Below are 25,000 nucleotides of genomic sequence, written 5' to 3'. Positions count from 1 at the left end.
CTTGATGAAAAAAGTGCGCCTCAACCGGCATATTTGGCTTGTACCAACCATCACCTTTTTACTCTTTTGCTGTGTACTCCTGCTCTTGTTGGTTTACACTTTCAGCAGTACACAGTCCGTGTTTTCAGCGATAGACACGGTCAAAAAATCCCCAGCGAGCGCGAAGGAATTGCGCCAAGAGTTGTCAAAAAGAATGCGTTTATTGCAATAGTTGAAATTTTAAAACTTTTGCCGATATAGCCCGAAACTTAGAAAGGATCTCTCATGGTTAAGCCTGTAGGCACTACTCCCTCTTATCGCCACCTAAGCCCTGTGCAAGCATCCCGCCCCGCCAACCATGCCCAAGCCAATGAAGCCCAAGAATCCGACCGAGTCGCCCAAATCAAAAAGGCTGTGGAAAACGGGCATTACAAAGTGGACATGGACAAAACGGCCCATAAAATGGCACAGGATTTGCTTAGCTGAAGCGATACCGAGCGTTTCGTATTCTTAACAAAGGTAGCTTGGTATGAAACCACTTAAAGGCGGCGCATGCTTTATGGCTATCTTGAGCAGTCCGTGCAGGACTTACAGACTCTCATCCAACTCACTTCCCAAGATTTAGAAGACATTAAAGAAGCCAACCACGAAGCGATTTTTGGCCGCAATGGGCTCAAAAGAGAGCGGATCGCCTCTTTTGAAAACTGCAAAGCCCTTTTTGACCAAGAAATGTTGGTGTTAATGGAGCAAAACCCCGGCACGCCCCTAGCCAACTTGCTCGATGAAAGGGGCTCACGCCTTTTAAAGGAAATGCGCCAACTTTTAACCGAGCTCAAGGACCTCAATGCCGATTACGCCCGCATTGTCTTTGCGGTGTCGGACTTTTACTCTAAGCTCATGCAACAAATCGTACCGCATGAGAGCACGGGCTACTACAACCAAAAGACCATTGTCAGCAGCTTTTTACAAGTGCAGGCTTAAGGGGGTTTTATGGGCGGGATATTTGCGACTTTAAACACTTCCTACACGGGCTTGCAAGCCCACCAGGTCATGGTGGATGTTACGGGCAACAACATTTCCAACGCCAACGATGAGTTTTACAGCCGACAGCGCGTGATCGCCACGCCCCAAAGCACCCTCATGTACACCAACCGCAACATGAACATGGGGGTGAATGTCCAAAGCATCCAGCGCACGCACGATGAATTTGTCTTTGCCCGCTATGCGCATGCCAAACAAGAGCAAGCCTACTACAGCACGCAATTTGACAACCTGCGCGAGGCCTCTTCCTACTTCCCCGACATGGACGAAGTGGGCGTGCACACAGACCTACAAGACTACTTCAATGCGTGGAAAGACCTTGCCAAAGACGCCAAATCCCCCGCCACCAAGCAAGCCCTCGTACAGAAAACAAAAACCTTGACCAAAAGCATCCACGATGCTAGAGCGCGCCTCGTGGACTTGCAGAAAAAAGCCAGCCACGAACTCACCAGCACCATCACCGAAGTGAACCGCCTGGGCAGAGAAATCGCCAACATCAACAAACACCTTAAAGAAATGGAGGATGCTAAAACCCTCAAACAAGCCAATGAACTGCGTGATAAACGCGACCAACTTGAGTTCCACTTAAAAGAGCTCATCGGGGGCAATGTTACCAAGAACCATATACAGACCTACTCGCTCAATGACATCAAAACCGCCGACTTTGACGATGGTTATGTTTTCAATGTGGGGTATGGGTTCAACATCGTAGATGGGGCGATCTTCCACCCCCTTGTCGTGGAGCAGAATAAAAACGAAAACCAGCTCGCCCAAATCTACTTTAGAGGCGATGATTTTAAAGTCGTTAACATCACCGACAAAATCGATCAGGGCAAAGTCGGGGCGTTGATGGGCGTGTATAACGATGGCTTGAACGGCACTAGAAAGGGCAAATTGCAAACCTACATCGACCGCCTAGACACCTTCGCCAAAGGCTTGATTCAAGCCACAAACGCCATTTACGCCCAAAGTGCGGCGCACCGCATCGAAGGGCACATCATGGACTTTCAAGGCGATGAAACCCTAAAAGACACCAACCACAACATCAAAACGGGGACTTTTGACTTGCTCGCCTACAACACAAACGGGCAGGTGATCGCCAAAAAGACCATCACCATCACCCCCATCACCACCATGAACGACATTGTCAACCAAATCAACGCCAACACAGACGACAACCACGACAACAACACCACAAATGACTTTGACGACTACTTCGTGGCGCATTACGACAGCGATGCCAAACAATTCACCATCCAACCCAAAAACGCTTCTCAAGGACTGTTTGTGTCGCTCAAAGACCACGGCACAAACTTAACAGGGGCCTTAGGCTTAAACACCTTCTTTGAGGGAGACAGCGCAAGGGACATTAAAATCAACGACACCTACCGCAAAGAGCCCACCGCTCTGCGTCCGTGGCTTGCCCCCATTGATGGCAACTTTGATGTCGCCAACATGATGCAACAACTCCAATACGACAAGGTGGACTTTTTCAAAGACAATAAGCTAGACAACAAACCCATGACGCTTGAGAATTACTACCAATTCCTTGTGGGTAAGGTCCATACTGAAGCCGAACACGCCAAAAAGACCCTAGAGAGCAAGGATGCGATTTTGCATGTCATCAAGAAAGAACAGCAAGCCATCTCAGGGGTCAGCACCGATGAAGAGATGGTGAATCTCATCAAATTCCAAAGCGGTTATGCCGCCAATGCCAAAGTTGTTACAGCGGTCGATCGCATGATTGAAACTTTGCTGGAGATGAAGCAATAGAGTTAAAGTTATGGAGTGTGGGGCTGCAAAGGTGGGGTTTAGGGGTGGGGGTCGGGTTATCAAAATTGGGGCGTGAAGCATGTGGTGCTACAGGGCAACACGGCTGAGAGCGAGATTTGGGGGCGGCTGTATCGCGAACTGAAGGCGATTTTCTACACCACAAGTGGGCGCAAATTGCAAAGCACACTTAATCTCGTGGATAGCGGGTTTAACACCGAGCGGGTGTATAATTTTGTGCGGCTAGACAAACGCTTTATCGCCACAAAGGGGGCGAGCGAAACCACCTCTAAGAAGGAGTTTTTAAGCCCCCTAAAGCGCATTGCTAAAGGCGTTAGTTTGTGTGTGATCGGCACTTACACGGGCAAGGCGGAGGTGTTTCGGCTGCTGTCTGTGGAGAAAAAGGACATGTCGGGGTATTGCCATTTCCCAAAATCGTACCCTTTTGAGTATTTTGAGCAACTGACCTCAGAGAAAATCGTTAAAACCACCACGCCTAATGGCTACAAGACTTACCGCTGGGTCAAAGTCCGCGAGCGCAATGAGGGCTTGGACTTGTTTGTGCTCAATTTAGCGGCGGCAAAGCTCTTAAAAGTCATTGACAAAATTTAGGGCGCACGCACCCGCATTTTAGCTGAAAGTGCCTATTTTAGGGCTTTGTGGACATGTGGGGCGCAACATGTCAGGGGGGCGCTTTTAAAGCAAATTCAGCAAACATCAAGCGAGAAAAAGGGGCGCTGGGGAGTGGTTTAAAGCCCGCTGCAAACAAGCAAAAAGAGCGCAAAGTGCCTAAAATAGGGGGTTTGATGGCAACATGCCACCCCAAAATAAAATAAAAAATTTGCGTTTTTCGTGGTCTTTGTCGACCGCAATACCCCTCTCAGAGGACCCACAAAGACACCAGCGCCCCCACAAACACCGCTATGCATGTCCAAAGCTCCACGTTAAACGCCTACAAACTTTCCACGCACCACGCCCACTAGTTGCAAGAGCTCAATGCCCTCGATCGTGTAGGGCGTATAAGCCTCGTTATGGGCACTTAGAGTGATCGCACGGCTGTTGTGGTCTTTGCCCAAACGGCGGATGATGATCTCGCCCCCATAATGCACCGCCACAATGTCCCCGCTATTGGGCGGCGTGTTCTCCACAAACACAAAATCGCCGTTCACTAGTAGTGGACTCATCGCATCGCCATGCACTCTTAAAATCTCCATTTTTGCCAAGCTCGTCTTCAGTGCATTGATCATCGAAAAATCTAGACCGCCGCTGAAGCGGTTAAACGGGCTTGCCACGGCAAGCGCAACACCCCCGCCCCCATCGCCCAGCACAAAATAGGCATCCACATCCACAAGCTTCCCAAAAGCCCGCACAAACTTCAGGGAGGGCGCGGTGTTGTTTTTGAGTTTGTGCATGTAGAGCAAAAACGCCTTTTCACTGACACCTACAGCATTGGCCATCTCTTGCCAAGTGCCAAAGTGAAAATGCTTCCTCAACATCTCCACAAATGCCAAAAACGCGCCACAAAACCCCTCGCTATCCACCGCCACCCGATCTGCCAAATCCGGCACAGGCGGGGGCACTTTGGCATCCCCACTTGTGGCGATTTTGAGGTAAGAATACCAAACCTTGTTGGGGATTTTCTGCACGCTTATCCAAGTCGCCGCCGTTTTCCTTGACCGCCCCAATTTCTCAGCCACCGCCGCCAAAGAGCGCACGCCAAAAAAGTCCTTCATTGTTTCAACACGAGTCTTGTACTCTTGTCTATCCTGCTTGTCTTTTGCCATCGTGGGCGGCATTGTAGCAAAACCGCCAAGAAAACGCAATTTTGACGCGCTTTCACCCGCCCAAACGCTTTAGCCTTTTTGTCCACCTACACGAATGCCCTTTCTACCCCCTAGAATGCCCCCAATCAATCAACACAATACCCCTAACCTATAAAAACCCCCTTTGCACTCTCCAAAGCGATTTTAGAGGCATTCACACGCAATTCTTGTTTTAATTCAAAACTCTCTCTTGGGGGTTTGGGGGCTTGCCCCCAAGAGCATATAGATCCAAGCGCAAAGCTTGGCTTACCGATTCCATAGCCGCATGGATTTTTTGAAAATTGCTTTTGTTTTTCCATTGAAATGTGAAAGGCGAAAAAAAATAAAAAGCGATTTTTCGCTAAGAGTTTGTACAATATTTATACAGTACATTGTACGCCTCCCGCAAGTCCCCACAGCACGGGGTTCGCAACACCTAATTAACAGATTTTCCCACCGAAGTTAACAGATTTTCCCCGAAGTTAATAAGATATTAACTTAGCCTTTTAGTTTTTGTTTAGCCACAAAGGAGCTAATAATCTCCGCTGCATTGACATACTCTCCATAGCTAAAGCTAGGGGATTCTGGTATCATCAAGGCTAGCCCGCTAGGCGGGTCTTACAGCCTCTCCTCCAAGAGTGGATGCCCCCACTCTGTGTATAGTAAAACTAAATCAATATCTTTTTCCTAGAAATTAACAAAGTTTTTATTTAATCAGCCACACCATCAGCGATGACAAGCACCAAGTCTTGCAAAATATTCTAGAAAACGGACTAGAGCAAGACGAGCCGAGGACAGCTCAAATTACGAGAAAAACTACCGCTACTTTGTAACGCAGCTAGATGAATTTAGCGCAATCCACACCACAACTTTTCACGAGTTTTGTCTGTGTGTGTTGCGATCGTGCATTGTGTTGTCGGTGGAGTGTGGGGGGCAAGATGAAGAAAACCGCCTAGAATACGCCCTAAGGGTTTTTAACACGCTCAACACTAGAGGACTCCCCCTAGTGGATACGGACATTTTTAAAAGCGTGATTTTCTCTTACACAAAGCCCTAAGAAAGGGAGACGTTTACTGAGCGATGGCAGAATTTAGAGCAAGAGTGCAGCATTGATTGGCTCTTTAGGCTTTGTATGCATGTCTTGCGGGCACGCAATGGGGAGAAAAGCCGAGAAATGGGCTTACGCCCTTTCTTTTTAAACAAGCACCGCAATTTGCTTAAAGACGGCTCTATCATGCAAGAAATTGCAAAAATGGAGGAGTATTGGTATGGCACGGACGAGCCACGCAAATACAGCCTTAAATCAAATCAGTTTTACAATGTCCTTGCCACTTTAGAGAGTGGGTATTGGGAGTTCTTTAGATGTGGCTTATTATACCTATTGTTTAGAGAAGGGAAAGGACTATCTAAAAGGACATGAGGAAATTTTAATGCGGACATGTGCGCATTTCTTGGTCTATACCATTGCACGCCACCCCGGGCAGATTAAAAACTTGGTCTATCACGCCTACACTTCGCTTTATAAGACAGGGAGCATAGACTTTGGGGCAGAGAGCCAAGAGCTTTTAAAAAGCGTGGTTTATACTAAAAGGAGCGAACACACTTTCCGCACTTTTTTTGAGGCGGCGCAAACCAAAAGGCTCACCAAAGCCCTTTTATTGCTCAACATGGTTTTAAAATACCCCACGCAAGAAACGGGGGTTTGTGAAAAACCCGAGATTGAGCACATTTTCCCCAAAAAGTGGCAAACAAATTATGTGAAGATTGATAAAAAAGAGGCAAACGCCTTAGTCGAATCCATTGGCAATAAAATCCTTTTAGAAAAACCGCTCAACATCAAGGCGAGCAATGGCTACTTTGACGCAAAAAAGCCCAAATACGCCAAATCCAAGTTTTTAGAGGCGCAAGATTTAGCCAAATTCCCCAAAAGCGATTGGCTCTTAGAGGACATACAAGAACGCACAGAGGAGATTTATACCCAGCTGTATGCGTTTTTTAAAGAATACGCCGTTTAAGGAGGCACGATGATAGAAAGAGTGGCTTTAGGGTTTAAAGAGAAAGAAGAGCTTAAAAAATGTCTTGATGCCTTTGATGACAATGTCAGCAATGAGAATGACACCCCCATAGAGGGCATTGTGAAGGACATAAATAAGCTTTTAAAGGCGATTGGGTGGGTGTGTGCGTTTGAGAAAAAGCCCTTTTAAAATTTTAAACCATAAAGGGGTGGCAGAGGAGGTTAGGGGGGTGTTGATTTTTGCCCCTAAAGCTCTCTTGCAAGAGGATTTGGCAAATACTGCCAAGCTAGAGAGCACGCATGGCTTTTATGTGTGTTTTGCCCCCTTAAGGCATGGCGAATACCGCTGTTCCTTCATCATCTCTTGTGGGGTGCAAAATCTTAAAGAAGCCCAAGCTTGCCCCGCTTTTAAAAAACTCTTTGAGAACGACAAAGCCAAATACCACAACAAATACGGCGCAAAATTCTACTTAGATCATGACGACTATACTCTTAGTTTGTTAAGACTTGTGGCGTTGTTTAACGATTTGCCCGTGCAGGATTTTAAAGTGGGGGGTGTGGGCTCTAGACAAGCCTTCCCTAGAAAGGCAGATGTATTGTTCTTAAGGGGCGTGCAGGCGCACGAGAAAAGATATATTAATGAAGCCCTAGAGTGCCATGAAAAGAGCGCAAAACTGGGCGATGTGGAGAGTTTCTACGAGCTAGGCAAGATTTATCGCAATAGCATGACGCTACGCTCTTTTAAGGGGTGTCCTAATTTCACCAAAGCCCTAGAATACTTGAAAAAAGCGGGGGACATGGGGGACACAAGGTCTTATAAAATACTCGGGAGGTTTTACCTAAAAGGTGAGGGGGTGCCTGTGGATATAGAAAAAGGCTTAGAATACCTAAATCGAGCGGTGGATATGGGCTCTGTGGGGGCTTGTTTTAGATTAGCTGACTTTTATCTTGAGGATGCCGTGTATAAAGACCCTGAAGGAGCGGAGTATTATTACAATAAAGCCCTTAAAATGGGTAAAAGTAAGTTAGAGAAGGCACGCATTTACTATTACATTTCTCAGCAATACAAGAATCGTAGTGAGGGCATAAACTCTAAGAGTGATCGCAAAAAGGCGGCGGCTCATTACAAAAAGGCGATAAGCCTTGCTGAAGAAGTCTTTGGCGCAGAGGCTTACGATCGCTTAGTGTCTATGTGTTGGGGGGATTTTGACGATACACAGCTTTTAGAATGGTGTTTAAAAGCCATAGAGCTGGCAACACGCATCTTTATGGCCATGTGGCAAAAAGGTATCTTACGGGCAGTGGGTGCGTCAAGGACGAGCAAAAAGCCCTAGAATACCTTAATAAGGCGATAGAGGTGAATGCTAGGGATTATACAGCCCACTTTAATTTAGCCGAGCTGTATTTTGAGGGCGGCGAGGTGGTGGGGCAAGACTACGCCAAAGCCCTAGAGCATTACAGCATCGTCGCCAATGAGGCAGATTGCGAAGAGCCTTGTTACGAGGAAACCTTTCGTCGATTAAGTAAAATCTACGACAAGGGCTTGGGCGTAACACCCGACCCCCTCAAGGCGTTTGAATACCTTAAAAAAGCTTTCGGAGAGTGGGAATGGGGGGATTAAAAATTCACTACATAATTAGCAAAGGCCACAATGTTGCGTTTGAGCACAGAGGAATTGTTGAGCAAAGAGGCAAAGAAGGGCAAAGAATTCTTACCGGCTTTGGTGATGAGATAGGGGTCTGTGATGAGCGGGATACGCACGCCGATCTCATAGCCTTGGTGTGGGGTGAATTGCCCTCTTAAGCCCGCATTGATGGAAATCTGTAAATGGACAGGGTTAAAATCAATGTTGCCACCCATGGGCTTGATGAGACCAGGAAGGGTTTTTTGCGCAAAATCGTTCATGGTTAAACAGCCACTGCTAGGGTCGCCAAATTCTTTAGTGGTCGCGCATACGCCATTGGTATAAACCTTGCCCAAGCGCCATTGGCTCGCGCCCACCACAGCTCCGCCAAAAATCCCAAAACTGCTATGGTCGTTGTCGTAAAAATTAACCATGGCATCCATGCCACCGCCGTAGAAATATTCAGCAGCAGAACTACGGATGTTGACGCCACCAGATTTATGTGTGCCGCCACCAGCTTGGGCACTTGCCATTGCGTAAAGGCGTAAGCCAAAAAAGCCGAAGAAATGCTTATAGCCAACTTCGATATCTCCACCAAAGATACTTCCCGGGACTTTTCCGGATTTGCCAAAGATGGGGAAGGCAAATTTAGAGTCGGTGGTGAAGTAAGAATACTGGAAACCTAGCCCGATAAAGGGAGCATTTCTCTCTGCATGTAAAGAAGCCACTGAAGAAGCTAAGGCCAAACCTAAACCATCCCCCTAACCTTAAAACCAAAAAACATAAAAACCTTTCAAAAAAACTAAAGGTTTTTACTCTAGCAAAAACTCTCAATTTTTGTCAAGTTTGTTAGGCTAAGAGTAGCTGCGAGATGGACTTACGCAAATGCAACAAGGGTTCAGAGCCATTGGCTAGGGCTTTGAGGCATAGGCTGAAGTAACCCTCGGGCAGTTTAGAGGCTAAAGTGCTGACCCCCACTTGCCCTTCAAAGTTCTCTAAAAAGCCGAGCAAGGTGTCCTTGTCTAAACGCTTGGTGAAAGCCACTAGGTTTAGATAGTGGGTGTAGTTGCCAAACATGCACGGGTTTTTTAAATCCATCTTGCTAGGTTCTAAAAGCGTGTTATCCACAAATAAAGGGTGCGTGCTGTTTTCTTGCGAATAGGCAATGTTGAGTGTGGAGTGCAAACGATTAAAGGCAAAGGCTTCGCCGTGCGCAATGCGTCCGGCGGTGATGATTTCGCTATAAAGCAGTTGGGCGTTTTCATGTAGCACGATTTGGCTGTGGTTTTGAAAATGCGCGTTAGCAAAGGGGATAATAGGCAGGGGGCTAAAGTCCAAAAGCGCATTTTCTCTAATCTCTATGCGGGTTTGGCGGCTGGCATAGCCATCTTCCGTGTCTTGGATTTTCTCAAAGCTTTGGCTTGAGAGTTTGAGCTGGCAATCTTGCCCCACTTCTATGTCTATCTCGTGCGCGTCCCCCTTTAGCATCCCTGGGCTCACGGCAATCAGCATGATCTCAGCGAGGCTATCTCTTGCGTAAAAGGGGGGCATGAGCTTAAAAGGCGGGGTGAAGTAGTTGTCGGCAATGACACACTTGCCATTCAGCCCCATTTTGGTTTTGAGCTTCAGCCGTGAGGCTTGGGCGTAACTACTCTTATGCTCCATTTTAATCTTCTAACAAGGCGTATTTTTGAATCCAAGAGATCACCTGATCTAAGCCGTCCTTGCTTCTAATGTTGGTGAATAAAAAGGGTTTGTCCCCACGCATTTTTTTAGAGTCGCGCTCCATCACGCCTAAATCCGCTCCGACATGGGGGGCTAGGTCAATTTTGTTGATGATGAGTAGATCAGAGCGGGTGATGCCCGGTCCGCCTTTTCTGGGGATTTTATCCCCTTCAGCCACATCGATCACAAAGATCGTAAAATCGGCAAGCTCGGGGTTAAAGGTGGTGGAGAGGTTGTCCCCCCCACTCTCAATAAACATCAATTCAATGTCGGGGAAACGATTATGCATTTCTTCCACCGCTTCTAGGTTCATGGATGCATCCTCGCGAATAGCGGTGTGCGGACAACCCCCCGTTTCCACCCCGATAATTCTTTCACGGGGCATCACAGAGTTTTTACACAAAAACTCGGCATCTTCTTTGGTGTAAATGTCGTTGGTGATCACACCTATGCTGTAATTCTGGCTCATTGCCCTTGTCAGGGCTTCGATCAAAGCCGTTTTTCCACTGCCCACAGGGCCACAAACACCGATTTTTACCATTTTGTTCCTTTAAGTAAGTTGGAGTTAAGACATATACAAGCGGGAGTAAAGTTGCTCGTGTTGCATCGCCTTGATGTCGTTTTGGACACTTGCCGCACATAAATGGCTTTCCTCCAAGCCCTCTAAAGTGGCGAGCAGGTCGCTAAAAGTTTCTTGCAAGGCGAGTAAAATCCTTTGCCCGTCATTTTGGGCGAGGGGGATGGTTTTGACGCAGTTGATCGTCATATTGGAGCTTTGGGCGTAAAGGTAGTGCTTTAAGGCGGTGTCTAAACTAATACCCATACACGCACAAAACACCCCATAGCTTGTGGCATGTGTGGGCGTGGTGGCTGCTTTGGCGTAGGCTCTAAAGAAGCGCACAAAGGGCAGGTCTAATTGCAAAATCGTTTTTAAAAAGCGATTACCCAGCTTTTGGTTCGCACTTCTTAACTCTAGTGGGGGGGTAGCTAGGCAAACCTTTTCTTCAATGTCTAAAATATGCCCCAAGTGGGGGTCTTGATTCTCTAGCCCTTTTAAGGCGTGCTGGTAGCTCAGTTTCAAGCTTAGCAGGTCGCTGTATAAAAACTGCGTGCCTAGATTGGCTTTTAAATACTCTAGCGCGCTCTCTTTGTCAAACACTTCTTTGTGCTGGATATAGGTTTCTAGCCCAAAGGAATGGGTGTAAGAGCCAATGGGAAACACGGCATCGTTGATTTGGAGCAGTAAAAAGTCGGTGTGCATAGAAATCCTATTTTTTAATCACAATCTGTAAGTCAGTGCTGTCAAAGAATTTGAGCGGAGCAGAGGTTTCGCTGTGGGGCGATGCACTTGCAGAAATGCGCTTAGAAGCGTCTAATTTGCTTTTTAAAACCGCATGTTTCACGCCCAGCTTTTCAAACAAGGCTTGTATAGGCTTTTCGTATGGGGTTTTAAAACTCAAATCTTCCTCACCATAGTATAAAGAGGCGTGGCGGTTACCCACTTCATAGCAGATTTTTGCCACTTCGTGCATGTTAGAGGCGTAGGCGCAAAGGACATCGGTGGGCAAAATGTTGATGGCGATGGTCGTTTGGGAATCTTGGAATAAAATGTCCCCATCGGACAACCCCATTTTAGGGGGATTTTCTAATTTCATCACCACTTCCTCCCCCCCTCTTGTCTTAAAACGCCCCATGCGCTTCTGGCTATCAAACCATTCTAGGTCAATGTAATCCACAGCCCCGCTTTGTGGGGCTCTAGTGTGGAGATTGCCTAAGATAGCCCTAGCGTGCATTTCTTACGCCCAGTGTTGGATGAAGAGAAGCCAAGCAGGAATCCAAGCTGTAACGATCCCTTCAACGATGGCGAGCCAGGGCACAAAATTGCCGAGTTTAATTTTAGCCACTTCCTCAATCCAACCGGTTAACCAGAGCACGCCCCAAGCAAGCCAAATGAACGCCCACCAGTCGCCCTCAGTGATTCCTAACATTTTGTGATCGTCTAGGGCATCAGAGTAGTGGGAGAGAATGGCTGCAGGGATGGTATTGATGGTAACAAACAAGCAATACCAACCATAGGCGCGCCAATCCAAGTTAAAGGTGTTGTTGATGGCAGCATAAAGGTAGGTGAAGCCAAACAACAAGCCAGTTGCAGGGCCATAGAAGTTAATCAGATGGTGCGCCACTTGTTGGATATTTTCTGCACCTTCCACAGGAGGAGTCATGTGGAAAGTGGAGTAAATGATCGCCACAATGTTGCAAACGATGGAGAGCCCGCCCACAAAGTAGTTCATCACTGCTTTGCTTTTGGGGTCTACGCCAGTGAGCCCACAAACGCCGTTGCTGATCAACACGATCGCAACATACAATAACACGAGTCCTAACATTCCTATCCTTATTGTGAAATAACCAGAGCGTTTATCGCTGCATAACGAAAAACCTCAAGGAGTCTTCATTATAAAACAATAAAGTAAATCAAACCCCCTAAACAACAAAAGCCCCGCTTAAAAAAGCAGGGCAAAAAATTCCCCCCCTTCGATCGACACTAGAATAGATTGTAGAGTTGCGCCAAGCTCAATTTGTCCGCAGCGTGGGAGGTAACCTCGTTGCCATCCACTTTCACTTTGTAGGTTTCAGGGTTGACTTCGATGTGTGCGGTAACATCGTTGAATTTGAGGTCTTTTTTGGTGATGTTGCGGCAGTTTTTCACAGGCAACACGATTCTTTGCAAGCCCAACTCATGTTTAATGCCGTTTTCATAGGCCACTTGAGACACAAAGGTGATGTTTGTATCAAATTTGGCTTTCCCGTGGTGGCCAAACATTTCGCGATAATAAACAGGTTGAGGGGTGGGGATAGAAGCGTTGGCATCGCCCATTTGAGAAAGTGCAATGAAACCGCCTTTGATGATCATGTTGGGTTTAATGCCAAAGAAGGCGGGGCTCCAAAGCACCAAGTCGGCGTATTTGCCCACTTCCACAGAGCCGACATACTCAGAAATGCCGTGTGTGATGGCGGGGTTGATGGTGTATTTGGCGACATAGCGTTTGATGCGGAAATTGTCGTTGTCGCCTTTTTCTTCAGGCAAGCGGCCAAATTCTTTTTTGTTTTTGTCCGCTGTTTGCCAAGTGCGGGTGATCACTTCGCCCACACGACCCATGGCTTGAGAGTCGGAGCTGGTGATGGAGAAAATCCCCATGTCGTGGAGTTTGTCTTCAGCCGCAATGGTTTGGGGGCGGATACGAGAGTCGGCAAATTCCACATCTTCTTTGATGTTTTTATCCAAGTGGTGGCACACCATCAACATGTCCATGTGCTCAGCTTCTGTGTTTTTAGTGAAGGGGATGGTGGGGTTTGTGGAAGCTGGGAGGATGTTAAATTCGCCCGCCATTTTGATCACATCGGGAGCGTGTCCGCCGCCAGCACCTTCAGTGTGGAAGGTATGGATGGTGCGGCCAGCGATGGCTTCTAGGGTGTCTTCCACACAACCGGCCTCATTCAAAGTGTCGGTGTGGATCGCCACTTGCACATCGTATTTGTCGGCGATGTTGAGAGCGTGGTGAATCGCTGAAGGAGTGCTGCCCCAGTCTTCGTGGATTTTAAAGCCAATCGCACCGGCTTCTAGTTGGTCAATGAGAGCAGGTTCAAAAGACACATTCCCCTTACCAAGGTAGCCAAGGTTCATGGCGTATTCTTCAGAAGCGCGGAGCATTTCTTTTAAATTCCAGCGGCCGGGAGTGATGGTGGTGGCGTTGGTGCCATCAGCTGGTCCTGTACCGCCCCCGATCATGGTGGTGATCCCGCTGGCAAAAGCTGTGGGGATTTGTTGAGGAGAGATGAAGTGGATGTGTGTGTCGATCCCACCAGCAGTAACGATCAAACCTTCCCCAGCAAGAGCTTCTGTAGCAGGGCCTACGCAGAGCCTATTGCAAACGCCGTCTTGTAGGTCTTTGTTGCCCGCTTTGCCGATGCCATGGATTTTGCCATTTTTAATGCCAATGTCGGCTTTGTAAATGCCGGTGTAGTCCACGATGAGGGCGTTTGTGATGACTAAATCCAATTCGTGGCTGCTAGGGCTGTTGGTTTGGCCCATCCCATCGCGGATGGTTTTCCCGCCCCCGAATTTGATTTCTTCGCCATAAGTGGTGTAATCGTGTTCAACTTCTAGGATTAGGTCAGTGTCGCCTAGTCTCACTTTGTCGCCCGTAGTGGGGCCATACATAGAAACATATTCTTTGCGAGAAATTTTTTTCATCGGTCTTCCTTTCCTTATTTATTGTCGCAACCGCAGTTGATAGTGCCAAAGCCGTGGGCTTTAGCGCGTTTTAGGGCGAGTTTTTTACCATCGTGGTCAGCTTGGCGATCCACAAGAGCGTTGAAGCCGTAGATGCGTTTGTTGCCACCAATGTCGATCAAATCCACGGTTTTTTCTTCACCAGGTTCAAAGCGCACGGCTGTACCAGAAGCGATGTCTAAGCGTTTGCCATAGGCTTTTTCGCGATCGAAATCCAAAAGTTTATTGACTTCAAAGAAGTGGAAGTGTGAGCCCACTTGCACAGGGCGGTCGCCTTTATTTTTCACTTTGAGTTGGATCGCGTGTTTGCCAGCGTTGAGGGTGATGTCTTCGTTTTTGAGGATCACTTCACCGGGACTTAGTTTATCACTGCCGGCCTCTACTGGGGTGTGGATGGTAACAAGTTTAGTACCATCGGGAAAGCCTGCTTCAATCCCCACTTCATGGATCATGTGCGCCACGCCGGGCATCACATCATCGGCTTTGAGTAAAGTCCTGCCTTCTTGCATCAAATCTGCCACGCTTTTTTTACCCGCGCGGGCTTCTTCCATTACATGCGCACTGATCAAAGCTACGGCTTCGGTGTAATTCAACTTAATGCCTTTAGCCTTGCGTTGTTTGGCTAATTCTCCCGCATAATGGAGCATCAATTTATCTAGCTCTTTAGGGGTAAGCTTCATCCTAAACTCCTCGTATAAAATGGTGTTATTGAATAGCGCAAGCTATCAACGGGGCAGATTTTAGTATCTTTTGGCTAACGATTGTTAATATTTTGTTATCCAAAGATAATATTATTTATTCTTTGTTAATCTTATTCACAGAAAACATTAAAAAGGGGGAAAATGGCGGAGAGAAAGGGATTCGAACCCTTGAAGGCTTGCACCTTACACGCGTTCCAGGCGTGCTCCTTCAACCACTCGGACATCTCTCCAAGAAAAGCTTTTATTCTAGCATATTTTGCCTAAAAAACCTAAAGCTCTAAAAATGCTCTAAACACCACCCCATCTATTCTCATTTTTAAGGCTTGCTCAATTTGCTCTTCATTTACAATCACCCACAAAATCCGCGAATCGCTCAAATAGTCGTCCGCTAAATTTTGGTAAGTCTTAGGTTCGCTCTCCACTAAAATATAGCGGGGCTTAAAATTCTCCATCAATGCCCACTCCAAAGGGTTAGCCACGAAAACGCCATATTTCACCCCGTTTTGGGTGCAGTGGCTAGACAAATTAAGGGCTTGCTCATCTGTGGCGTAAAAATACACAACCTCGTTAGCCAAAGTTTGGGCGATTTGGGCGACTTCTGTAACCCGCACAAAGGGGCTTGTGGCGATTTGTGGATGCCCGAAAATCAACATGTGCTCTCCTTTAAACACGCTTTGGAGCAATAGACACAGCCCTTAGCGTGGATGGCTTCTTGGCTTGTTACATAGGTCTTGCAATGGGCGCACTCGAGCATGTCTAGCCCTGTGTTGGGGTCGTTTTTGGGCGCGGGGGCTTTCACCTTAGGCCTTAGCCACAAAAACAGCCCCACGACAATGGCTAGCAATAATAACAATCTCAATTTGTCCTCTTGCGGTAAAAATACACCCGTTTTCCATAGGTGAAGCACTCCTCGGGCAAACAAGCGATTTCAGTGCTTAAATGGCTCCCCTTGTAAAAAAGAAAATGCCCGCCTTTCTCCAAAAAGGGTGCGCTCAAGCTCAATAATTCTTGTGCGCCCATCAACGCTCTAGAAGTGATTAAGTCCACTTTTAAGGGGGACAACTCTTGTATCCTCAAGCGTTTCAACACAACATTTTTTAAATCTAAATGCGCCTTTACATGGTGCAAAAACGCCATTTTTTTAGCATTTGGCTCAAGCAAGATAAAATGAGCACTAGGGCAGGCTAGGCTTAGGGGGATCGCAGGAAAACCCGCCCCCGAGCCTATATCTAAACAACTTTGAAAGGGCTTGATAAAATCCAAAACTTGCAAGCTATCTGCAATGTTGCGCTCTATGTCTTGGCGGTTTTTCACTCCGCTCAAATTATGCACCCCGCCCCACTCTAAGAGCAAGTTTGTAAATAAGTCTAATTTAGCCCTCATAAAATCAACATCCCATCGCCATAAGAATAAAAGCGGTAGTTGTGCTCTATGGCGATTTGATAGAGTGCTAAACATTTTTCTAGCCCCAGCATAGAAGCGACCAGCATGATTAAAGTCGATTCAGGCAAGTGGAAATTTGTCAGCAGTGCATGGGCGTGTTTCACGGGGTTACCCGGGTGCAAAAAGAGATGACAGGGGGCATTGCCAAAGCCTCTTTTGTAATGCTCGATTGCCCTTAAGGCGGTCGTGCCGACACATAAAATATAGGGGGAGTTGTCTAGGGCGTTTTGTGCCTGCGGGGACACTTCTACAAACTCGGCATGCATGGGGTGTTTTCTAATGTCTTCACTCTCCACGCTTAAAAAAGTCCCCGCCCCCACATGCAAGGTGATGAACGCATACTGATAGTTGCTTAAAAGATAATCTTTTGCCTCTTGGGAAAAGTGTAAAGAGGCGGTGGGGGCAGCGATCGCGCCTAGATTTTTGGCAAACACGCTTTGGTAATCCTGTTGATCTGCGTTTGTGTCGGGGCGTTTTAAATAGGGGGATGGGCATATGCCCTAGTAATTCAAGCATCACAAGCACCCCGCCCCACTCCAACACTTCCCCCTTGTGCCTAAATTCCAGCACCCTTAAGCCTTTTTCTAGCACTTCTAAGACTTCGCAAGAATAATCTTGCCCTAGCTCAAGCATCAGCCCGGGGCGCACACGCCCACGCATTTGGGCTAGGCAAGTCGTGAGGCTATGGGCGTGGTGGAGCAAAATCTCTACTTGGCGTTGGTGGGGCGTGTGGGCGAATAAGCGGGCTTTCATCACCTTCGTGTCGTTGAGCACCACTAGGGCATCTCTTGGCAAAAAGCTAAAGATTTCTTTAAAAGTGGTGTGGGTGAGCTTGTTGCTCGAGCGTTCATAGACCATTAATTTAGCATTTTCTTTGGGCTGTATGGGGTGCGTGGCGATCAAATGCGGGGGCAAGTCGTAGGTGTAGCTGGTACGCTTGAACTCTTTGGGGATACTAGGCACTTGGGGTGTCATCGGGGGCTTCTTTAGGGGCGGGATTTACCATTTTAGCGATTAAAATAGACAAGCCATACAGTCCGATTAAAGGCAGGGCCATTAAAATTTGGCTCATCACATCGGGAGGGGTGATGATCGCCGCCACAACGAAAATCACCACAATGGCGTATTTGAAGTGGGCTTTAAGCGTGGCATCGGTGATCAAACCCACTTTGGCTAAAAAGAACGCCAAAACGGGCAACTCAAACGCCAAACCAAAGCCCAAGATCAGACGGGTAAAAAAGCTCACATAGCTAGAAGCCGAAATGTTCGCCTCAAACATCGTCCCCCCAAAGTTTGCCAAATAGTGCATCACAAAGGGGAAGACCACGAAGTAGGAAAAACACGCTCCTGCTGCAAACATCACGCTCCCAAAGAACACAAAGGGCAAAACAATTTTTTTCTCATTTTTATACAGCCCGGGGGCGACAAAGAGCCACGCTTGCCAAAAAATCACAGGCATAGACACGGCTAGGGCGGTTAAAAAGCTCACTTTAATGGCGACCATCACCCCCTCAATGGGCGAGATTTGTATGAGTTTGCCATGGTAGGACGCTCTGATCCACGCGAAAATTTCTTGCCAAAAGCTAAAGCACAGTCCAAAGGCAAGCACCAAACAAGCGACAGAAATAATGAGTCGCTTGCGCAGGTCTTGCAGATGCGGTTTTAGATCTTCAAGCATCGGGTAGGGCTTTTGGGGGTTTTTGGGGTTTTTCTAGACTCACTTTGGGTTTTTCTACCTCTTCTGTTTTTTCTTCTTCGGGGGCATTTAGGCTCTCTAGGGGGTTAGATTTAGCGATGCTCTCCACGCTTTTTTGCAATTCTTGCACTTCGGGCATTTGGGGGATGTTTTCTAATTCTTGCTTCAAATCCCCTAGGGGTTTGGCTTGTTGCTTAAAAAGCTCTTGGTATTCAAGAGCTTCTTTTTTCAACTCTTCTAAGTGGATTTCTTTATCTAGGCTCTCTTTGGCTTCGTTTAAACTCTTTTTCACCGCCCTAAAAAGGCGGGCTAAATTCAACATGGCTTGGGGGAATTTGTCTGGCCCCAAAAAAATAATGGCAACCACCACAATCACCACCAACTCAAAAAAACCCATCCCAAACATCGATCGGCCTACCTGTAGTAAAAATCCCCATTATAGCACAGCCAATTTTTAACCTTTTATGCGTTTATAAGCCACATTTTGCTATAAAGACCAGTTCCTAAGTGCTCATCCAAGTTGTAATCCATTTTTAAAGCGAGGATCTCATGGAAAATAAAGACAACAAAGTTCAAAAACCCTCAAAAAATTCCACCAAACGGCCGAGTGCTCAAGAAGAGTTAGAACAACTTTTTAAAGAAGAGCAACCTAGTGTTTCTTACGAACGCATCATTGAAATTTTGCAAAAAATCCCTAGCACTTCTCAGCTTAAAAAACTCAAAGAGTGGGCGCAAAAATACCATAAGACCTTTATCCACTCCTCCGAGTACGCCCACACTTCGTTATCCTCTTTGGAGCGCAGGGCGGGGCGTAAAAAATCCAAGCAAATTGAGGAAGAGCCCGAAGAAAACTTAGACTTTAAAGAAAAAGAGTTGCCCGAGTGGTCCAGGAGCGATAGCCCCGTGCGCATGTATTTGCGTGAAATGGGCGAAATCCCCCTTCTTAGCAAAGAAGAGGAGGTGCATTTAAGCAAGCAAATCAAGCTTGGCGAAAACATTATTTTGGATGCAATTTGCTCTGTACCTTATCTCATCGACTTCATTTACAATTACAAGGACGCGCTCATCAACCGCGAAAGACGAGTCAAAGAGCTGTTTAGGAATTTTGATGATGAGGGGAGCATGCCCAAGAAAGATGAAGAGGGTGAAATGGAGGAGGGCGAGAGCGAGGAGGAAGACAGCCTTGAAATGAAAAAAAATGTGTCCGAAAAAGACAAAAAGCGGGTGGAAAAAGTCCTAGAGAGTTTTAAGGCCCTCAGCAAGGCGAAAAAGGATTGGCTCAAATCCTTAAACACCCCCAAAGAAGAGCAAGAAGACTCGCTTTTACACGAATTGACTTTAGCCTACAAATGCCGCATTTTGAAGGAAAAGCTTTATGACCTAGGGCCCACAAGTAAACTCATCGGTGAATTGGTCAAGGCGATGGAGACTTCACTCAAAAGCGGAGATGGCTTTGAAAAAGAATTAAAACGCTTGGAGTACAAACTCTCTCTTTTCAATGAAAGCTTGATTGAGAACCACAGAAATATTTTAAAAAACATCACCACCATGAGTCGTGAAGAGATCGCTGCGATGGTGCCCGAGTCTACAATGGTGAGTGTTTATATGGAAATCAAAAAACTCTTTCAGACCAAAGAGGCAAGCGAGGATGGCTTCAACTTAGAACCCACCAAATTGAAAGAGATTTTAAACCAAATCAAGCGAGGTAAGCTCATCTCGGATAAAGCTAAAAATAAAATGGCGCGCTCCAATTTACGCTTGGTGGTAAGCATCGCTAAACGATACACTTCAAGAGGCTTGCCTTTCTTAGACTTGATCCAAGAGGGCAACATTGGCTTGATGAAAGCGGTGGATAAGTTTGAGCATGAGAAAAACTATAAATTCTCCACTTACGCCACATGGTGGATCAAGCAAGCCATCAGTCGTGCCATCGCCGACCAGGCCCGCACGATCCGTATCCCCATCCATATGATTGACACGATCAACCGCATCAACAAAGTCATGCGTAAGCACATGCAAGAAAATGGCAAAGAGCCGGATTTAGACCTCGTGGCTAAAGAAGTGGGCTTGCCTTTAGATAAAGTGAAAAATGTGATCAAGATCACCAAAGAGCCCATCAGCTTAGAGTCGCCCGTGGGCAATGATGACGATGGCAAATTTGGGGATTTTGTGGAGGACCGCAATGTCGTAGGCTCCATGGATCACATCATGCGCGAGGACTTAAAGGCACAGATTGACGGCGTGCTTGACCAACTCAATGAGAGAGAAAAGTCGGTGATTCGCATGCGCTTTGGGCTTTTAGAAGATGAGAGCGACCGCACGCTTGAAGAGATTGGCAAAGAGCTCAATGTAACTCGTGAAAGGGTGCGCCAAATCGAGAGCAGTGCCATTAAAAAGCTAAGAAGTCCCCAATACGGGCGTTTGCTTAGAAGTTATCTACGCATATGAGCCTTTTGTTTTTATGTCTGGGCAACATTTGTCGCTCTATGCTCGCACGGGGGATCGCCACCCAAATTATCCAAGAGCAAAAATTGCCCTTGATCGTGGATGGGGCGGGCATTTCTAGCTACCACGAGGGCGAGTCAGCCCACCCGCCCATCATCGCCCTAGCCAAGAGGCATGGCATCGATTTAACCCCCTTTAGGAGCAAACCCATTAGCCAAGAGCTTGCCAGCCGATTTGATTGCATTGTTGCGATGGATGAGAGCAACATTAGATCCTTAAGAGAGCTGGGCGTTTTGCACCCCAATGTTTGCAAACTCGGGGATTTTGGCCTACAAGGTGTGGATATTCCAGACCCCTACACCTATACACAAGAAAAGGACTTGGAAGAAGTTTATGCCTTGATCGATTTGGGGGTGAAAAATCTCCTAAACAGCGTGCATGCTTAAAGGCACTCTTGCCCTTTTAGCCCTCTTGTCCCTTTTAAACGCCACTTCTTTAAAATTGCTAGGTTTGCCCCAAGAGGCAGGGCATTATCTGCCCCACCACACCCTGCCTGTCCCGTCTAAAGCCAAACTGAAAAAATCTTATCTACAACAATGGTACGCCCCGTGGACAGACATGCAAGCGATGGAGGACTTAGACGAAGTTTTTTGGATGCAAGACACCTTACGCAAGGTGGGCTACGACAAAAACCTACAGCCCTATAGCTTAGAAAAATTGCAAGAAATCCTAAAAGACATGGACATCCCCCACTACCCAAGCGTGGGGCTTAGGGCGGTGGTGATCGCCGATGCCAATGTACGGGCTGTGCCTAGCGATGCACCCTATTACCTAAAAGATGGGCAGCCCTTTGACCGCTGGCAAAACTCTTTGATTTTTGCCGGCACACCCGTTTTGATCACCCACTACAACAAGGCAAAGACCTACGCCCATATCCAAAGTTCTTTTGTCTTTGGCTGGGTGCGCTTGGACAAACTCGCCGCTATAAGCTCCGAACAAATGCAAACTTTTTTACACTTCAAACACTACTTAACCCCCACAAAGGATAAAATCCCTTTAGCCAATGGCAGCACAGCACACATGGGTGAGATTTTCATCAAAGTCCCCCACCACTTTAGACAGGTCTACACCTACGCCAAGGACTCTAAAGGCTTTGTGCGTTTTGTCAAAACCCCCTTAAACTCCCCACACTTCACCTCCTTCCCCCGCCCCTTCACGCAAAGGGCGATGGCGGTGGTGATCGATGCCATGCTCGGCCAACCCTATGGCTGGGGTGGGGCAGAGCAAAAGCGCGACTGCTCGGCGTTTACAAGGGATAGCTTTGCAAGTTTTGGGATATTGCTGCCTAGAAACTCTTTAGCCCAAGTGCGCTACGCCAACAACATGGTGGATTTAAGCCGCTTACCCCCTAGAAAAAAGGAAGCCTACATCATCAAGCATGCCACGCCCTTTGCCACGATTTTATGGCTCAAGGGGCACATCATGCTCTATTTGGGCGCAAAGAACCACAGGGCGATTGTGGCGCACAATGTGTGGTCTGTAATGGTGTCTAAGAACAACGCTTACGACATTAGAAAGACAGCGATCACGAACCTAGACATCGGGCATAAAAACGCCAAAAACCCCCCTACCTTCTCACTTTTAGCTCGGATTTTAGGCATGTCGGATTTGTACCACTATGCGTTCAAACCATCTCAGCACTTGTGAAGGGCTTAAATGCGCCAAGACTTTGGGCTCGCTTGGCTGGTGTTGTCCAAAGGGGGGAGTCTGATGCCCACTCTATGTCCCTACAGGCGGGGTTTGACAGAGTTGAAGCCTCTCCTGCATTCTGCAGGCCGCACACATCGTCTGTCCCAAGGCGTAACTTTTGGCACTCTCTACGCTCGATATAAGCGCATGCGGACACCACACCACACCTTAGAGGCATCCGTTCCACCCGCTGAAACAAACGGGTTGCGTTTGTTAAGGGAGATTTTTTGCCAAAGAGGTGCTAAAGCGCTTAAAGGTTTTCATATATAAATGTGCTAAAATCGCCCTTTACTGCTGGTAAAAAAGGATAAGAATGAACCATGAATTTGATGTGGCGATCATCGGGGGTGGCGTTTCTGGCTGTGCTGCTTTTTGGGTGCTTAGCCAATACACCGACCTTAAGAGAATCGCCATTATAGACAAGAAAGAAGCTTTGGCAAGGGTGAGTTCAAGCGCAAAGGCAAATTCGCAGACCATCCATGATGGCTCGATTGAAACCAACTACACTGCCCAAAAAGCGCGCAAAGTCAAGCTGTCGGCGGATAAAGTACGCCATTACGCCCTCAATAAAGGTTTGCAAAACAAGGCGATCTTTGAGTGCCAAAAAATGTCGATCGGCGTGGGCGATGTGGAGTGTGCCTTCATCACCCAAAGGCATGAAGAGTTTCAAGAAATCTATCCAGGCTTAACTTTCTTCGACAAGAAAAAAGTCAAAGAGATCGAACCGCAGGTGATTTTAGAAGACCACGGGCTAGAGCGCCCCGAAAATGTCGTGGGGAGTGGGTTTGAAAAGGACTGGTGTGCCATGAACTACGCCTTGCTGAGCGAAAGTTTCGTCCAAGAAGCGATGGCGATCAAGCCTAATAACCAAGTCTTTTTGAACTTCCATGTGGAGACCATTGAAAAACGGCTGGGCGATTGGGCGTTGATTTCCACTGAAACCGATGAGATTTACGCCAAATACATTTTAGTCAATGCGGGTTCTTACGCCTTGCCCCTAGCGCAACAAATGGGTTATGGTTTGGATCTGGGTTGTATGCCTGTGGCTGGGAGTTTCTATTTTGTACCTGATTTACTGCGGGGAAAAGTCTACACCGTGCAAAACCCCAAACTCCCCTTTGCCGCTTTGCATGGCGACCCTGATGTGGTGATTAAAGGGCGCACCCGCATAGGACCCACTGCCTTGGCCATGCCAAAACTCGAGCGCAACAAACACTTACTCAAGGGCATTAGCTGGGAATTGATCAAAATGGACTGCAACACGGATATTTTTAGCATTGTCTTTGACTTGTTCGTGGAGCGGGACATCCGTAACTATGTCTTTAAAAACATGGTCTTTGAAGTCCCCTACATCGGTAAACGCAAGTTTTTAAAAGATGCCCGTAAAATCATCCCCTCCCTTTCTCTAAGCGATTTGCATTACGCACACGGCTTTGGAGAAGTGCGCCCTCAAGTGCTGGATCGCACTAAGAAAAAGCTCATTTTAGGCGAGAAAAAGATCAAAACAAATCAAGGTTTGACTTTCAATATGACTCCCTCCCCCGGAGCGACAAGCTGTTTACAAAACGCCCTTGTGGATGCTTTGGACATCACAAAATATCTAGGTGTGGATTTCGCACTTGAGCGCTTTTATGAGGATTTATCCCCAGAAGAGCTAGATACGCTCTAGGGCTTTGCCCTGGGGCTAGTGGTAGATACAAACCTCTTCTTCTAGGGCGATGCCAAAGGCGTCAAATACCCGCTCTTTGGCTAGGGCGATGAGTCTTAGTGCCTCTTCAAACCGCCCCCCTCCTAAATTGACTAGAAAATTCGCATGCTCTCGGCTAAAACCCACCCCCCCTAAACTAAAACCTTTAAGCCCCACCGCTTCTAAGAGCCGCCCGGCAAAATCCCCCACGGGGTTTTTAAAGCAACTTCCAAAGCTGGGCTTTTTAGGGTGGCAACGCATGCGTTGGCACTCTTGAAAAACGCCATGTCTAAAACCCTTGCGCTTTTTTAAACGGGCTTTAAACACCACACCTCTCACCCCACTTGTGCGGTAACCAAAGCCCAAGTCTTTTGCCTCCACCCATTCCCCATTGATGTTTAAAGCCTCCACGAACTCTTTGATCTCATAGGCTTTCATGCCGGCGTTCATTTTGACGAGTCCGCCCAAACTCCCGGGCAATGCGCTTAAAAACTCCAAACCTTGCAAATCGTGGTTTTTGTAGTAACTGAAGAGTTTTTGGGCGTTTGTCTTTGCCCCCACTTCTAAGTGCGTGCCTAGATCGACGATGTAATCAAAGCTCTTAGACAGAGTGGCTAGGTTTTTAGCTTCAGGGGACACCAAGAGATTACTAGCTAAGCCCACCATCTGTACGCCCACATAAGGGGCGCATGTGTCAAGTACCCGCACCTGTACGACTCCCCCGATTTTCACGCTAGAGTAGCGGCCAAAGTCGATCAGCACTAAGAGATCACCTTAGGGATGAGTTTAAAGAGCATGTGGGTGTAGTCTAAGAGCATGTTAAGCATCCAAGGCATGGTGAAGATGATCACGGCGATCACGGCTAAAATCTTAGGCACAAAGGATAAAGTCATCTCATTGATTTGGGTGGTGGCTTGGAAAATGCTGACCAACAGCCCCACCACTAAACCCACTAACAGCACGGGCAAAGAGATCATTAAAGTGATTTTATAGGTTTCAATGGCAAGTTTCATCAGTTGCGCCTCCATCAAAT

Annotated in this window: 31 protein-coding genes, 1 tRNA gene and 1 pseudogene; 15 read left to right on the top strand and 18 right to left on the bottom strand. The window is 47.2% G+C overall.

The genetic code is table 11. From position 1 onward, the window contains the following. Positions 1-4 precede the first annotated feature (4 nt). From K6J72_RS01895 to K6J72_RS01875, 5 genes are all read left to right on the top strand, one after another. Positions 5-211 carry a hypothetical protein gene (locus K6J72_RS01895; protein ID WP_221280151.1) on the top strand — a complete coding sequence of 69 codons (207 nt, stop codon included), beginning with the start codon at positions 5-7 and terminating at the stop codon, positions 209-211. Positions 212-264: 53 nt separating this feature from the next. After that, positions 265-465 carry a flagellar biosynthesis anti-sigma factor FlgM gene (locus K6J72_RS08595; RefSeq protein ID WP_221280150.1) on the top strand — a complete coding sequence of 67 codons (201 nt, stop codon included), beginning with the start codon at positions 265-267 and terminating at the stop codon, positions 463-465. Between the two features lie 66 nt (positions 466-531). Beyond that, positions 532-960 (top strand): hypothetical protein, encoded by a 429-nt coding sequence (locus tag K6J72_RS01885; protein WP_221280148.1) that lies wholly within the window; start codon positions 532-534, stop codon positions 958-960. Between the two features lie 9 nt (positions 961-969). Beyond that, positions 970-2,793, top strand: coding sequence for a flagellar hook-associated protein FlgK (gene flgK, locus K6J72_RS01880; protein WP_221280147.1), 1,824 nt, complete (start codon positions 970-972; stop codon positions 2,791-2,793). 72 nt (positions 2,794-2,865) lie between these two features. Then, the gene (locus K6J72_RS01875) at positions 2,866-3,402 is read left to right on the top strand and encodes a terminase gpA endonuclease subunit (RefSeq protein WP_221280145.1); all 537 of its coding nucleotides are present in this window, start codon (positions 2,866-2,868) and stop codon (positions 3,400-3,402) included. Between the two features lie 332 nt (positions 3,403-3,734). Here the strand turns inward: K6J72_RS01875 and K6J72_RS01870 are convergent, their stop codons facing one another. Continuing rightward, positions 3,735-4,574, bottom strand: a complete 840-nt coding sequence (locus tag K6J72_RS01870) for a S24 family peptidase (RefSeq protein ID WP_221280144.1) — start codon at positions 4,572-4,574, stop codon at positions 3,735-3,737. 910 nt (positions 4,575-5,484) lie between these two features. On the opposite strand from K6J72_RS01870, the gene K6J72_RS08225 reads away from it, so the two are divergent. From K6J72_RS08225 to K6J72_RS01850, 6 genes are all read left to right on the top strand, one after another. After that, a complete protein-coding gene (locus tag K6J72_RS08225) occupies positions 5,485-5,649 on the top strand; it encodes a hypothetical protein (RefSeq protein WP_260320634.1) in 165 nt (54 codons plus the stop codon). 75 nt (positions 5,650-5,724) lie between these two features. Beyond that, positions 5,725-6,012 carry a hypothetical protein gene (locus tag K6J72_RS08220; protein WP_260320633.1) on the top strand — a complete coding sequence of 96 codons (288 nt, stop codon included), beginning with the start codon at positions 5,725-5,727 and terminating at the stop codon, positions 6,010-6,012. 10 nt (positions 6,013-6,022) lie between these two features. After that, entirely contained in the window at positions 6,023-6,607 is a 585-nt protein-coding gene (locus K6J72_RS08215) for an HNH endonuclease family protein (RefSeq protein WP_260320632.1), read from the top strand. Positions 6,608-6,616: 9 nt separating this feature from the next. Next, positions 6,617-6,796, top strand: a complete 180-nt coding sequence (locus K6J72_RS01860) for a hypothetical protein (RefSeq protein ID WP_221280142.1) — start codon at positions 6,617-6,619, stop codon at positions 6,794-6,796. Then, complete coding sequence (locus K6J72_RS01855) at positions 6,771-7,940, top strand: tetratricopeptide repeat protein (RefSeq protein WP_221280139.1); 1,170 nt, start codon at positions 6,771-6,773, stop codon at positions 7,938-7,940. Before K6J72_RS01860 ends, K6J72_RS01855 begins: the two co-directional genes overlap by 26 nt. Beyond that, positions 7,883-8,227 (top strand): tetratricopeptide repeat protein, encoded by a 345-nt coding sequence (locus K6J72_RS01850; RefSeq protein WP_221280137.1) that lies wholly within the window; start codon positions 7,883-7,885, stop codon positions 8,225-8,227. The genes K6J72_RS01855 and K6J72_RS01850 overlap by 58 nt, the downstream gene beginning before the upstream one ends. On the opposite strand, the gene K6J72_RS01845 is transcribed toward K6J72_RS01850, so the two are convergent. From K6J72_RS01845 to tatB, 15 genes and pseudogenes are all read right to left on the bottom strand, one after another. Next, complete coding sequence (locus K6J72_RS01845; protein WP_221280135.1) at positions 8,224-8,958, bottom strand: outer membrane beta-barrel protein; 735 nt, start codon at positions 8,956-8,958, stop codon at positions 8,224-8,226. The two genes, K6J72_RS01850 and K6J72_RS01845, sit on opposite strands and share 4 nt — an antisense overlap. Before the next feature lie 121 nt (positions 8,959-9,079). Beyond that, positions 9,080-9,895: an urease accessory protein UreD gene (locus K6J72_RS01840; protein ID WP_221280134.1), complete on the bottom strand. Its 816-nt coding sequence runs from the start codon at positions 9,893-9,895 to the stop codon at positions 9,080-9,082. A gap of 1 nt (position 9,896) precedes the next feature. After that, positions 9,897-10,496 (bottom strand): urease accessory protein UreG, encoded by a 600-nt coding sequence (gene ureG / locus K6J72_RS01835; RefSeq protein ID WP_221280132.1) that lies wholly within the window; start codon positions 10,494-10,496, stop codon positions 9,897-9,899. 24 nt (positions 10,497-10,520) lie between these two features. Further along, positions 10,521-11,216 carry an urease accessory protein UreF gene (locus K6J72_RS01830; RefSeq protein ID WP_221280130.1) on the bottom strand — a complete coding sequence of 232 codons (696 nt, stop codon included), beginning with the start codon at positions 11,214-11,216 and terminating at the stop codon, positions 10,521-10,523. Between the two features lie 7 nt (positions 11,217-11,223). Continuing rightward, positions 11,224-11,748, bottom strand: a complete 525-nt coding sequence (locus K6J72_RS01825) for an urease accessory protein UreE (protein WP_221280127.1) — start codon at positions 11,746-11,748, stop codon at positions 11,224-11,226. Between the two features lie 3 nt (positions 11,749-11,751). After that, the gene (locus tag K6J72_RS01820) at positions 11,752-12,339 is read right to left on the bottom strand and encodes an AmiS/UreI family transporter (protein ID WP_221280125.1); all 588 of its coding nucleotides are present in this window, start codon (positions 12,337-12,339) and stop codon (positions 11,752-11,754) included. Positions 12,340-12,497: 158 nt separating this feature from the next. Continuing rightward, a complete protein-coding gene (gene ureB, locus K6J72_RS01815; protein WP_221280122.1) occupies positions 12,498-14,207 on the bottom strand; it encodes an urease subunit beta in 1,710 nt (569 codons plus the stop codon). Between the two features lie 14 nt (positions 14,208-14,221). Beyond that, complete coding sequence (gene ureA / locus K6J72_RS01810) at positions 14,222-14,926, bottom strand: urease subunit alpha (RefSeq protein ID WP_221280119.1); 705 nt, start codon at positions 14,924-14,926, stop codon at positions 14,222-14,224. Between the two features lie 163 nt (positions 14,927-15,089). Further along, positions 15,090-15,177, bottom strand: a tRNA-Ser gene (locus K6J72_RS01805). A 39-nt stretch (positions 15,178-15,216) separates the two neighbouring features. Beyond that, positions 15,217-15,600, bottom strand: a complete 384-nt coding sequence (locus tag K6J72_RS01800; protein ID WP_221280117.1) for a hypothetical protein — start codon at positions 15,598-15,600, stop codon at positions 15,217-15,219. Beyond that, positions 15,594-15,806 (bottom strand): PP0621 family protein, encoded by a 213-nt coding sequence (locus K6J72_RS01795; RefSeq protein ID WP_221280116.1) that lies wholly within the window; start codon positions 15,804-15,806, stop codon positions 15,594-15,596. Before K6J72_RS01795 ends, K6J72_RS01800 begins: the two co-directional genes overlap by 7 nt. After that, positions 15,803-16,330: a 16S rRNA (guanine(527)-N(7))-methyltransferase RsmG gene (gene rsmG / locus K6J72_RS01790; protein ID WP_221280114.1), complete on the bottom strand. Its 528-nt coding sequence runs from the start codon at positions 16,328-16,330 to the stop codon at positions 15,803-15,805. The genes K6J72_RS01795 and rsmG overlap by 4 nt, the downstream gene beginning before the upstream one ends. Beyond that, positions 16,327-17,365, bottom strand: a pseudogene (queA, locus tag K6J72_RS01785) (tRNA preQ1(34) S-adenosylmethionine ribosyltransferase-isomerase QueA). Before queA ends, rsmG begins: the two are co-directional and overlap by 4 nt. Beyond that, on the bottom strand, positions 17,346-18,068 hold the full coding sequence (gene tatC, locus K6J72_RS01780) for a twin-arginine translocase subunit TatC (RefSeq protein WP_221280112.1): 723 nt from the start codon (positions 18,066-18,068) through the stop codon (positions 17,346-17,348). The pseudogene queA and the gene tatC overlap by 20 nt, the downstream one beginning before the upstream one ends. Continuing rightward, positions 18,061-18,492, bottom strand: a complete 432-nt coding sequence (tatB, locus tag K6J72_RS01775; RefSeq protein WP_221280110.1) for a Sec-independent protein translocase protein TatB — start codon at positions 18,490-18,492, stop codon at positions 18,061-18,063. Before tatB ends, tatC begins: the two co-directional genes overlap by 8 nt. 143 nt (positions 18,493-18,635) lie before the next feature. Between tatB and rpoD the strand changes: the two genes are divergently transcribed. The 4 genes from rpoD (at position 18,636) to K6J72_RS01755 (ending at position 23,949) form a co-directional block, all read left to right on the top strand. Next, positions 18,636-20,534 carry an RNA polymerase sigma factor RpoD gene (gene rpoD / locus K6J72_RS01770; protein WP_221280108.1) on the top strand — a complete coding sequence of 633 codons (1,899 nt, stop codon included), beginning with the start codon at positions 18,636-18,638 and terminating at the stop codon, positions 20,532-20,534. Next, positions 20,531-20,977 carry a low molecular weight protein-tyrosine-phosphatase gene (locus K6J72_RS01765; protein WP_221280106.1) on the top strand — a complete coding sequence of 149 codons (447 nt, stop codon included), beginning with the start codon at positions 20,531-20,533 and terminating at the stop codon, positions 20,975-20,977. Before rpoD ends, K6J72_RS01765 begins: the two co-directional genes overlap by 4 nt. Further along, complete coding sequence (locus K6J72_RS01760; RefSeq protein ID WP_221280104.1) at positions 20,970-22,238, top strand: C40 family peptidase; 1,269 nt, start codon at positions 20,970-20,972, stop codon at positions 22,236-22,238. The genes K6J72_RS01765 and K6J72_RS01760 overlap by 8 nt, the downstream gene beginning before the upstream one ends. 355 nt (positions 22,239-22,593) lie before the next feature. Next, positions 22,594-23,949: an FAD-dependent oxidoreductase gene (locus K6J72_RS01755; protein WP_221280103.1), complete on the top strand. Its 1,356-nt coding sequence runs from the start codon at positions 22,594-22,596 to the stop codon at positions 23,947-23,949. 15 nt (positions 23,950-23,964) lie between these two features. On the opposite strand, the gene K6J72_RS01750 is transcribed toward K6J72_RS01755, so the two are convergent. Next, entirely contained in the window at positions 23,965-24,729 is a 765-nt protein-coding gene (locus tag K6J72_RS01750; protein WP_221280101.1) for a UDP-N-acetylmuramate dehydrogenase, read from the bottom strand. Further along, positions 24,729-24,995, bottom strand: coding sequence for a flagellar biosynthesis protein FliQ (gene fliQ, locus K6J72_RS01745; RefSeq protein ID WP_053941326.1), 267 nt, complete (start codon positions 24,993-24,995; stop codon positions 24,729-24,731). The genes K6J72_RS01750 and fliQ overlap by 1 nt, the downstream gene beginning before the upstream one ends. Between the last annotated feature and the right edge of the window lie 5 nt (positions 24,996-25,000).

The organism is Helicobacter sp. NHP19-003, from assembly GCF_019703305.1.
In the GTDB taxonomy this organism is placed as follows: domain Bacteria; phylum Campylobacterota; class Campylobacteria; order Campylobacterales; family Helicobacteraceae; genus Helicobacter; species Helicobacter gastrocanis.
The sequence above is the reverse complement of the archived record's forward strand: the minus strand, read 5'-3'. Positions and strand labels throughout refer to the sequence as shown.